Raw genomic sequence first — 10,694 nt, forward strand, 5'->3', positions numbered from 1 at the left:
CGCTCCCACATTTGGCCCGGTGTTCACAACGCTGGATTCTGGAAGGACAACCTTATATGCGTATCGTCGTTGCACTGGGCGGCAACGCCCTTCTGCGCCGTGGTGAACCCATGACCGCAGACAATCAACGGGCCAATATCCGCATCGCCACCGAACAGATCGCCAAGATCCACAAAGGCAACGAGCTGGTGATTGCCCACGGCAATGGCCCGCAAGTGGGCCTGCTGTCGCTGCAGGCTGCCGCCTACACCCAGGTTTCACCTTACCCGCTGGATGTGTTGGGAGCCGAAACCGAAGGCATGATCGGCTACATCATCGAACAGGAACTGGGCAACCTGCTGGACTTCGAAGTGCCGTTCGCCACACTGCTGACCCAGGTCGAAGTCGACGCCAAGGACCCGGCCTTCCAGAACCCGACCAAACCCATCGGCCCGGTGTACTCCAAAGCCGAAGCGGAAAAACTGGCCGCTGAAAAAGGCTGGGCGATTGCCCCCGATGGCGACAAGTATCGCCGCGTGGTGGCCAGCCCACGGCCAAAACGGATCTTTGAAATCCGCCCGATCCAGTGGCTGCTGGAAAAAGGCAGCATCGTGATCTGCGCCGGTGGCGGCGGGATTCCGACGATGTATGGCGAAGACGGCAAGCTCAAGGGCATTGAAGCCGTGATCGACAAAGACCTGTGCTCCTCGTTGCTGGCCGGGCAACTGGACGCCGATTTGCTGGTGATCGCCACCGACGTCAATGCCGCCTTTATCGACTTCGGCAAGCCCACCCAGAAAGCCATCGGCCAGGCACACCCGGACGAAATCGAAAAGCTCGGCTTCGCCGCCGGCTCCATGGGACCCAAGGTCCAGGCCGCGTGCGAGTTCGCCCGCCAGACTGGAAAAACCGCAGTGATCGGTTCACTCTCGGACATCGAAGCAATTGTCCAGGGCAGCGCCGGCACCCGCATCAGTACCGCAAAACCTGGCATCACCTACCTGTGAAGTAGAGGAGAAACGCCTATGGCTACCTTTGAACCTGGTCACCTGCACATCGAACGCCACGCGCTGAACAAGGATGACTACAGCTACAACCTGTGCATCGACTACGAAGTCAGCCAGGACCCAAAGGAAGGCAAGGGAATGCTCTTCAAGATGCACGGCACGGTGCAGGGCAAGGAGCTCAAGGAAGAGTTCTTCCTGCCCAAGGACCAGTCGTTCGACTTCGCCCGGCAGGCGATGAACATCGCGCAGAAGTACGGCATGCCGAAGATTGCCGTGCTCAATGGCCAGATGCACAAGCAGTACGATTTGATGTTTGAGGATGTGCGCCATCAGCTGGATGTGAAGCCTGGGGATCCGGTCAAACCCGAACACCTCGAATAACCTGATTTCCCAGGCACCAACTATCAAATGTGGGAGCGGCGGTGCGACGATTCGACTTGCTCGCGAATGCGGTGTATCAGCTGATACATCCGGTGACTGACACACCGCATTCGCGAGCAAGCCCGCTCCCACATTTTGATCTCCATCTTCTCCAAGGCATACTTGCCACCTCTCGCTCGCCAGAACCGCTAACCGCCCCATGCGTATCCACGTCAGCTTCATCGACCGCGTCGGCATCACCCAGGAAGTCCTGGCCTTGCTCGGTGGGCGCAATCTGAACCTGGATGCGGTGGAAATGGTTCCGCCCAACGTCTACATCGACGCGCCAACCCTGAGCGCCGAGGTGCTGGAAGAGCTGCGCGATGCACTGTTCAGCGTGCGCGGCGTGCAAGCCGTGACCGTGGTCGACATCCTCCCCGGCCAGCGCCAGCACCTGCAACTCGATGCCCTGCTCGCCGCCATGACCGACCCGGTACTGGCCCTGGACAGCGCCGGCAAGATCCTGCTGGCCAACCCGGCGCTGATCGCCTTGTACGGTCGCGAACCCGCCGGGGAAAGCATCAACGAACTGTTCGACGACCCAACCCTGCTGGCCACCCTGCTGGAACACGGCTTTCGCCTGGCCCTGCGGGAAATCAGCGTCAACGGCCAGACCCTGCTGCTGGACGCCACGCCGATCACCGACGCCGGCGCCCTGCTGACCCTGTACCAACCCAACCGCATCGGCGAACAACTGTCGGCGCTGCACCATGACCACGCCGAAGGTTTCGACGCGTTGTTGGGCGAGTCTCCGGCGATCCGCACCCTCAAGGCGCGGGCGCAACGGGTGGCGGCGCTGGATGCACCGTTGTTGATCCAGGGCGAGACCGGCACCGGCAAGGAGCTGGTGGCCCGTGCCTGCCACGCCATCAGCGCACGCCACAGCGCGCCGTTCCTGGCCCTGAACTGCGCGGCGCTGCCGGAGAACCTGGCCGAGAGCGAACTGTTCGGCTACGCCCCCGGCGCCTTCACCGGTGCCCAGCGCGGCGGTAAGCCGGGGCTGATGGAACTGGCCAACCAGGGCACGGTGTTCCTCGACGAGATCGGCGAGATGTCACCGTACTTGCAGGCCAAGCTGCTGCGGTTTCTCAACGACGGCAGCTTCCGCCGGGTGGGCGGCGACCGTGAGGTGAAGGTCAATGTGCGGATCCTCAGCGCCACCCACCGCGACCTGGAAAAGATGGTCAGCGAAGGCACCTTCCGCGAAGACCTGTTCTACCGCCTCAACGTGCTCAACGTCGAAGTGCCGCCCCTGCGCGAGCGCGGCCAGGACATCCTGCTGCTGGCCCGCTACTTCATGCAGCAGGCCTGCGCGCAGATCCAGCGCCCGGTCTGCCGCCTGGCGCCGGGCACCTACCCGGCGCTGCTGGGCAACCGCTGGCCGGGCAACGTGCGCCAGTTGCAGAACGTGATCTTCCGCGCCGCGGCCATTTGCGAAAGCAGCCTGGTGGACATCGGCGACCTGGACATCGCCGGCACCTCGGTGGCGCGGCAGAACGATGGTGAAGTCGACAGCCTGGAGCAGGCCGTGGAGGATTTCGAGCGCGGGTTGCTGGAGAAGCTCTATGTCAGCTATCCGTCCACGCGCCAGCTGGCCAGCCGCCTGCAAACCTCCCACACCGCCATTGCCCATCGCTTGCGCAAGTACGGTATTCCCAGCAAGCCCTGACTGACTGAACGCGATCAACATGTGGGAGCGGGCTTGCTCGCGAATGCGTTGGGTCAGTCAATACATTCGGCACTGACCTACCGCTTTCGCGAGCAAGCCCGCTCCCACATTTGATCTACGGCGCCCTCAAAAGCGACCTCCGCCTGTACTGAAAGCGCTACAGTGGAACGATATCAATACACACCGTCCCAAGCGTCGCGATGCAAGGCTTTGATCCTCATAGTCTTTTTTTCAACGGCCCAGCTGTAGCGATATCGCTACAACCACCTTCCGATCACCACCCGCCATAATCAGTAACTAATTGTTTTATAACGACAAAAAAACATTGGCCGCAATTTTGCTAAGCAACTCCCCATTATTCCAATCCCGTCCACCAGACGAATCTGGCCCTGAGGAGTTTCCATGAGCGAGTTGCGCTTTACTGAAGATCACGAATGGCTGCGCGCCGAAGCCGACGGCAGCGTGACCGTGGGCATTACCGCTTTTGCGCAGAACGCGCTGGGTGATGTGGTTTTCGTGCAACTGCCTGAGCTGCAGTCCTACGACAAAGGGGCAGAAGCCTCCACCGTTGAATCGGTCAAGGCCGCCAGCGGCGTATACATGCCATTGGACGGCGAAGTCCTCGAAGTAAACGACAAGCTGGACGGCAGCCCCGAGCTGGTCAACGAAGACCCGATGGGCGAAGGCTGGTTCTTCCGCTTTAAACCGGCTGATGCCGACGCAGTAGCTAAGCTGTTGGATCAGGATGCGTATGACCGCCTGATCAAAGCCAACGCTGAAGCCTGAGGAGCGCGCCATGACTAATCTGACCACCGCCAACGAATTCATCGCCCGCCACATCGGCCCGCGCCAGGACGACGAGCAACACATGCTCGCCACCCTGGGCTTTGATTCCCTGGAAGCCTTGAGCGCCAGCGTGATCCCGGAGAGCATCAAGGGCACCGCCGTACTGGGCATGAGCGATGGCTTGAGCGAAGCCGACGCACTGGCTTCGATCAAGGCGATTGCCGCCAAGAACGAGCTGTTCAAGACCTACATCGGCCAGGGCTACTACAACTGCCACACACCGTCGCCGATCCTGCGCAACCTCCTGGAAAACCCGGCCTGGTACACCGCCTACACGCCGTATCAGCCGGAGATTTCCCAGGGCCGCCTGGAGTCGCTGCTGAACTTCCAGACGCTGATCAGCGACCTCACCGGCCTGCCGATCGCCAACGCCTCGCTGTTGGACGAAGCCACCGCCGCTGCCGAAGCCATGACCTTCTGCAAACGCCTGAGCAAGAACAAAGGCAGCAACGCGTTCTTCGCCTCCGTGCACAGCCACCCGCAAACCCTCGACGTACTGCGCACCCGTGCCGAGCCACTGGGCATCGACGTGGTGGTGGGCGACGAGCGTGAACTGACCGACGTCAGTGCCTTCTTCGGCGCCCTGCTGCAATACCCGGCGAGCAACGGTGACGTGTTCGACTACCGCGAACTGACCGAGCGCTTCCACGCCGCCAATGCGCTGGTGGCCGTGGCCGCCGACCTGCTGGCCCTGACCCTGCTGACCCCGCCGGGTGAGTTCGGCGCCGACGTGGCCATCGGCAGCGCGCAACGCTTCGGCGTTCCGCTGGGCTTCGGTGGCCCGCATGCGGCGTACTTCTCCACCAAGGATGCGTTCAAGCGCGACATGCCGGGCCGTCTGGTCGGCGTCTCCGTGGACCGTTTCGGCAAGCCGGCCCTGCGCCTGGCCATGCAGACCCGCGAGCAACATATCCGCCGCGAGAAGGCCACCAGCAATATCTGCACCGCCCAGGTATTGCTCGCCAACATCGCCAGCATGTATGCCGTGTACCACGGCCCGAAAGGCCTGACCCAGATCGCCAACCGCATTCACCACCTGACCGCGATCTTCGCCAAAGGCTTGGGCGCATTGGGCCTGGCGGTTGAACAAGCCCACTTCTTCGACACTCTGACCATCAAGACCGGCGCGCAAACTGCTGCCCTGCACGACAAGGCTCGCGCCCAGCGCATCAACCTGCGTGTGGTCGACGGCGAACGCGTTGGCCTGTCGGTGGACGAAACCACCTCCCAAGCCGACATCGAAACCCTGTGGAGCGTGTTCGCCGGCGGTAAAGCCCTGCCGGACTTCGCCGCATTGGCTGCCAGCGTTGAAAGCACCCTGCCGGCCGCGCTGCTGCGCCAGTCGCCGATTCTCAGCCACCCGGTGTTCAACCGTTACCACTCCGAGACCGAGCTGATGCGCTACCTGCGCAAGCTGGCCGACAAGGACCTGGCCCTGGATCGCACCATGATCCCGCTGGGCTCGTGCACCATGAAGCTCAACGCCGCCAGCGAAATGATCCCGGTGACCTGGGCCGAGTTCGGTGCCCTGCACCCGTTCGCCCCCGCCTCGCAAAGCGCCGGCTACCAGCAACTGACGACCGAACTGGAAGTCATGCTCTGCGCGGCCACCGGTTACGACGCGATCTCCCTGCAACCGAACGCCGGTTCCCAGGGCGAATACGCCGGCCTGCTGGCCATCCGTGCCTATCACCAGAGCCGTGGCGAAGAACGCCGCGACATCTGCCTGATCCCGTCGTCGGCCCACGGCACCAACCCGGCCACCGCCAACATGGCCGGCATGCGCGTGGTGGTCACCGCCTGCGATGCACGCGGTAACGTCGACATCGAAGACCTGCGTGCCAAGGCCATCGAGCACCGCGAGCACCTCGCTGCGCTGATGATCACCTACCCGTCCACCCACGGCGTGTTCGAAGAAGGCATCCGCGAAATCTGCGGGATCATTCACGACAACGGCGGCCAGGTGTACATCGACGGCGCCAACATGAACGCGATGGTCGGCCTCTGCGCCCCGGGCAAGTTCGGCGGCGATGTATCCCACCTGAACCTGCACAAGACCTTCTGCATTCCCCACGGTGGTGGCGGCCCGGGCGTCGGCCCGATTGGCGTCAAATCCCACCTGACGCCGTTCCTGCCCGGCCATGCCGCGATGGAACGCAAGGAAGGCGCGGTCTGCGCCGCACCGTTCGGCAGCGCGAGCATCCTGCCGATCACCTGGATGTACATCAGCATGATGGGCGGCGCAGGCCTCAAGCGCGCTTCGCAGTTGGCGATTTTGAATGCCAATTACATTTCCCGCCGCCTGGAAGAGCACTACCCCGTGCTGTACACCGGCAGCAATGGCCTGGTGGCCCACGAATGCATCCTCGACTTGCGCCCGTTGAAAGACAGCAGCGGCATCAGCGTGGATGACGTGGCCAAGCGCCTGATCGACTTTGGTTTCCATGCGCCGACCATGTCGTTCCCGGTGGCCGGCACCCTGATGATCGAGCCGACCGAAAGCGAATCCCGGGAAGAACTGGACCGCTTCTGCGACGCGATGATCGCCATCCGCGAAGAGATTCGCGCGGTGGAAAATGGCTCGCTGGACAAGGACGACAACCCGCTGAAGAACGCACCACACACTGCTGCGGAACTGGTTGGCGAATGGAGCCACCCATACAGCCGCGAGCAAGCGGTGTACCCGGTGGCGTCGTTGATCGAAGCCAAGTACTGGCCGCCGGTTGGCCGGGTCGACAACGTGTTTGGCGATCGCAACCTGGTGTGCGCGTGCCCGTCGATCGAGAGCTACGCGTAACCTGACCGGTAGAACGCGATCAATGTGGGAGCTGGCTTTTGTGGGAGCTGGCTTGCCTGCGATGCAAGCACCTCGGTCTATCCGGTAGACCCGGGTGATGCTATCGCAGGCAAGCCAGCTCCCACACAAGCCCGGCTCCCACAATTGGACCGAGTACATCCGATCAATAATAAGAAACCGGAGAACAACCATGTCTTTAAGCGTGTTCGACCTGTTCAAGATTGGCATCGGCCCCTCCAGCTCTCACACCGTCGGCCCGATGCGCGCTGCCGCTCGATTCGTCGAGGGACTGAAGCGCGACAACCTGCTGGGCGCCACCACCTGCGTCAAGGTGGAGCTCTACGGCTCACTCGGCGCCACCGGCAAAGGCCACGGCAGTGACAAGGCCGTATTGTTGGGCCTGGAAGGCGAGCACCCGGATACCGTGAACACCGAAACCGTTGCCGCCCGCCTGTTGGAAATTCGCGGCAACGCACGCTTGAACCTGCTCGGCGAACACAGCATTGCGTTCAACGAGAAAGAACACCTGGCGATGATTCGCAAACCCCTGCCCTATCATCCCAACGGCATGATCTTCCGCGCCTTCGACGCCGCCGGCTTGCAGATTCGCAGCCGCGAGTACTACTCGGTGGGCGGCGGTTTTGTGGTGGATGAAGATGCCGCCGGCCACGACCGTATCGTCGAAGACGCCACACCCCTGACCTTCCCGTTCAAAAGTGCCAAGGACTTGCTCGGCCATTGCGCCACCTATGGGCTGTCCATCAGCCAGGTGATGCTGACCAATGAAAGCGCCTGGCGCCCGGAAGCGGAAACCCGTGCCGGCCTGCTGAAGATCTGGCAGGTGATGCAGGACTGCGTGGACGCGGGCTGTCGCAACGAAGGGATTTTGCCGGGAGGCCTGAAGGTCAAGCGCCGCGCCGCCGCGTTGCATCGCCAACTGTGCAAGAACCCGGAATCGGCGCTGCGCGACCCGTTGTCGGTGCTGGACTGGGTCAACCTCTACGCCCTGGCGGTCAACGAAGAAAACGCCAATGGCGGGCGCGTGGTGACGGCGCCCACCAACGGTGCGGCCGGGATTGTGCCGGCGGTGTTGCACTACTACATGCGCTTTATCCCGGGGGCCAGCGAAGACGGAGTGGTGCGCTTCCTGCTCACCGCCGCAGCCATCGGCATTCTGTACAAGGAAAACGCCTCGATCTCCGGCGCCGAAGTCGGCTGCCAGGGGGAAGTCGGCGTGGCCTGTTCCATGGCTGCCGGCGCCCTTTGCGAAGTGTTGGGCGGTACGGTTTCCCAGGTAGAAAACGCCGCCGAGATCGGCATGGAACACAACCTCGGCCTGACCTGCGACCCCATCGGCGGCTTGGTGCAGGTGCCCTGCATCGAGCGCAACGCAATGGGTTCGGTCAAGGCCATCAATGCGGTGCGCATGGCCCTGCGCGGCGACGGGCAACACTTCGTGTCCCTCGACAAGGTCATCCGCACCATGCGCCAGACCGGCGCCGACATGAAAAGCAAATACAAGGAAACCGCCCGTGGCGGTTTGGCGGTCAACATTATCGAGTGCTGACGCCTATAAGCGCGTCCGCACGTATTTCAGGAGCTGAATATGTCCACCGAAACCCTGTTGAAAACCCCGTTGCACGCCCTGCACATCGAACTGGGCGCACGCATGGTGCCCTTCGCCGGCTACGACATGCCGGTGCAATACCCGCTGGGCGTGATGAAAGAACACCTGCACACCCGTGAACAAGCCGGGTTGTTCGATGTGTCGCACATGGGCCAGATCCGCCTGACCGGCGCCGGTGCCGCCAAGGCCCTGGAAACCCTGGTACCGGTGGACATCATCGACCTGCCGGTGGGCATGCAGCGTTATGCGATGTTCACCAACGAGCAAGGCGGCATCCTGGATGACCTGATGGTCGCCAACCTGGGTAACGACGAACTGTTCCTGGTGGTCAACGCCGCCTGCAAGGACCAGGACCTGGCCCACCTGCGCCAGCACATCGGTGACCAGTGCACCATCGAGCCACTGTTCGAGGAACGCGCCCTGCTGGCCCTGCAAGGCCCGGCTGCCGTCAGCGTGCTGGCGCGCCTGGCGCCGGAGGTCAAGCACATGACCTTCATGCAATTCGCACCGACCCGCCTGCTGGGCGTGGATTGTTACGTCAGCCGCTCGGGCTACACCGGCGAAGACGGCTTCGAAATCTCGGTACCGGCCGCGAACGCCGAGGCCCTGGCCCGCAGCCTGCTGGCCGAAACCGAAGTACAGGCCATCGGCCTGGGCGCCCGCGACTCCCTGCGCCTGGAGGCCGGCCTGTGCCTTTATGGCCATGACATGAACACCGAGACCACGCCGATTGAAGCCAGCCTGTTGTGGGCAATTTCCAAGGCCCGTCGTGCTGATGGCGCACGCGCCGGTGGCTTCCCGGGCGCCGATGCGATCTTCACCCAGCAACAAACCGGCGTCAGCCGCAAACGCGTAGGCCTGTTGCCACAGGAACGCACGCCGGTCCGTGAAGGCGCAGAAATCGTCGACGAACACGGCACCGTGATCGGCAGCGTCTGCAGCGGCGGTTTTGGCCCGAGCCTGGGCGGCCCGCTGGCCATGGGTTATCTGGACAGCGCTTTCATCGCACTGGATACCGAAGTATCTGCGTTGGTACGTGGGAAAAAGGTGCCACTACGTGTAAGTAAAATGCCATTCGTACCACAACGTTACTACCGTGGTTGATTGACTGTTCCTATAAGTAACGCGGTTGCGTTAACGTGCACTAATCTGTAACGCAACCGCCACATTAAAGTGCATTGACGATAGTCAATGTTATGTTCAGTCACCTATAACAAGTGACGAATTCTATCGAATAAACGCGTTCCACATTGTGGACAGAAGTGTAACGAGGCCGAGCAAAACCTGGGGTTTTGCCGGGGCTTGTTTTTTCTGTATTAGTTGGCGTAGAGTTTGCCCACTGTGTTTGCATGGGTCGCTTTGAACCTGGACCTGGGCAGTAGCCAAAGTTTGCTACAACCCGTTCGACGTCTCTTACTTTCCTGCAACCCAGCCCAGTACTCTTTCATGTGAAAGGGGCTGTCATTAATTTTTTTGCGTCAAGGAAATAAGAAAATGGCTGATCGTCAGAGCGGTACCGTCAAGTGGTTTAACGACGAAAAAGGGTTTGGTTTTATCACTCCAGAAAGCGGTCCGGATCTGTTCGTCCACTTCCGCGCTATTCAGGGCAACGGCTTCAAAAGCCTGAAAGAAGGCCAGAAAGTGACCTTCATCGCGGTGCAAGGCCAGAAAGGCATGCAAGCCGACGAAGTACAAGCAGAAGGCTGATCCTTGCTGCGACAAAAAGCCCCTGATATGACATCAGGGGCTTTTTTATGGGCGTTCTTCCGTAAAATGGCTTTTTTCCTGCCGAGAGCCATGCCATGTCGAAACACCTGCTGAGCCCCCAAGGCGAGTTTCCCGCCGTAGGCCTGGGCCGTCGTCTGGCAGCGATGTTCTATGACTTCCTGTTGTGCACCGCCCTGCTGATCGTCACGGCCTTCATCTACAAGCTGGTGTGGATGGGGTTTGTCGGTGAGGCCAAGCTGCGGGCGCTGTCTGAGTCTGGCGCGCTGGATGGTGATCCGCTGTTGTCGACGATTTTGTTTTTTGTGTTGTTTGGGTTTTTTGCCAAGTTCTGGACGCACTCGGGGCAGACCCTGGGGATGCAGGTTTGGGGGGTGCGGGTGCAGAACGCTGATGGGTCGCGGATTAGTCTGTGGCAGGCGTTGTTGCGGTTTGTGGTGTCGATTGCTTCGTGGTTGTGCCTGGGGCTTGGGTTTATCTGGTCGTTGTTCGACAAGCAGAAACGTGGCTGGCATGACATTTATTCGGACACGCGGTTGGTGCGGGTTCCGAAGAAAAAGAAGTAGGTTTTTAGATTGGGGGGCATATCCGTTGCTGCGGTGATGGCCGCTATTGGTTCCGCTC

The 10,694-nt window shown here is 61.4% G+C and carries 9 protein-coding genes; all 9 read left to right on the top strand.

Annotated features, from left to right (window positions below; genetic code table 11):
- Positions 1–56 precede the first annotated feature (56 nt).
- The 9 genes from arcC to HX818_RS25970 all read left to right on the top strand — a co-directional run bounded on the left by arcC (position 57) and on the right by HX818_RS25970 (position 10,636).
- A complete protein-coding gene (gene arcC, locus HX818_RS25930; RefSeq protein WP_087692649.1) occupies positions 57–986 on the top strand; it encodes a carbamate kinase in 930 nt (309 codons plus the stop codon).
- 18 nt (positions 987–1,004) lie between these two features.
- A complete protein-coding gene (locus HX818_RS25935; protein WP_003220051.1) occupies positions 1,005–1,367 on the top strand; it encodes a DUF5064 family protein in 363 nt (120 codons plus the stop codon).
- A 199-nt stretch (positions 1,368–1,566) separates the two neighbouring features.
- On the top strand, positions 1,567–3,075 hold the full coding sequence (locus tag HX818_RS25940) for a sigma-54-dependent transcriptional regulator (protein WP_102369776.1): 1,509 nt from the start codon (positions 1,567–1,569) through the stop codon (positions 3,073–3,075).
- 402 nt (positions 3,076–3,477) lie between these two features.
- Positions 3,478–3,861 (top strand): glycine cleavage system protein GcvH, encoded by a 384-nt coding sequence (gene gcvH, locus HX818_RS25945; protein ID WP_003220049.1) that lies wholly within the window; start codon positions 3,478–3,480, stop codon positions 3,859–3,861.
- 10 nt (positions 3,862–3,871) lie between these two features.
- Positions 3,872–6,718 carry an aminomethyl-transferring glycine dehydrogenase gene (gcvP, locus tag HX818_RS25950; RefSeq protein ID WP_177020979.1) on the top strand — a complete coding sequence of 949 codons (2,847 nt, stop codon included), beginning with the start codon at positions 3,872–3,874 and terminating at the stop codon, positions 6,716–6,718.
- Between the two features lie 190 nt (positions 6,719–6,908).
- Positions 6,909–8,285, top strand: coding sequence for an L-serine ammonia-lyase (locus HX818_RS25955; protein WP_087692646.1), 1,377 nt, complete (start codon positions 6,909–6,911; stop codon positions 8,283–8,285).
- 39 nt (positions 8,286–8,324) lie between these two features.
- Positions 8,325–9,449, top strand: a complete 1,125-nt coding sequence (gene gcvT, locus HX818_RS25960; RefSeq protein WP_003220046.1) for a glycine cleavage system aminomethyltransferase GcvT — start codon at positions 8,325–8,327, stop codon at positions 9,447–9,449.
- Between the two features lie 390 nt (positions 9,450–9,839).
- Positions 9,840–10,052, top strand: coding sequence for a cold-shock protein (locus HX818_RS25965; RefSeq protein WP_003220045.1), 213 nt, complete (start codon positions 9,840–9,842; stop codon positions 10,050–10,052).
- 95 nt (positions 10,053–10,147) lie between these two features.
- Complete coding sequence (locus tag HX818_RS25970) at positions 10,148–10,636, top strand: RDD family protein (protein ID WP_003220044.1); 489 nt, start codon at positions 10,148–10,150, stop codon at positions 10,634–10,636.
- The last annotated feature ends 58 nt before the right edge of the window (positions 10,637–10,694 follow it).

Source organism: Pseudomonas sp. F9001, assembly GCF_013385435.1.
Taxonomy (GTDB): Bacteria; Pseudomonadota; Gammaproteobacteria; order Pseudomonadales; family Pseudomonadaceae; genus Aquipseudomonas.

Bases quoted from the DNA above. Each gene is read 5' to 3' on its own strand.
- arcC (WP_087692649.1), top strand. From the start codon at position 57: ATGCGTATCGTCGTTGCACTGGGCGGCAACGCCCTTCTGCGCCGTGGT.
- HX818_RS25935 (WP_003220051.1), top strand. From the start codon at position 1,005: ATGGCTACCTTTGAACCTGGTCACCTGCACATCGAACGCCACGCGCTG.
- HX818_RS25940 (WP_102369776.1), top strand. From the start codon at position 1,567: ATGCGTATCCACGTCAGCTTCATCGACCGCGTCGGCATCACCCAGGAA.
- gcvH (WP_003220049.1), top strand. From the start codon at position 3,478: ATGAGCGAGTTGCGCTTTACTGAAGATCACGAATGGCTGCGCGCCGAA.
- gcvP (WP_177020979.1), top strand. From the start codon at position 3,872: ATGACTAATCTGACCACCGCCAACGAATTCATCGCCCGCCACATCGGC.
- HX818_RS25955 (WP_087692646.1), top strand. From the start codon at position 6,909: ATGTCTTTAAGCGTGTTCGACCTGTTCAAGATTGGCATCGGCCCCTCC.
- gcvT (WP_003220046.1), top strand. From the start codon at position 8,325: ATGTCCACCGAAACCCTGTTGAAAACCCCGTTGCACGCCCTGCACATC.
- HX818_RS25965 (WP_003220045.1), top strand. From the start codon at position 9,840: ATGGCTGATCGTCAGAGCGGTACCGTCAAGTGGTTTAACGACGAAAAA.
- HX818_RS25970 (WP_003220044.1), top strand. From the start codon at position 10,148: ATGTCGAAACACCTGCTGAGCCCCCAAGGCGAGTTTCCCGCCGTAGGC.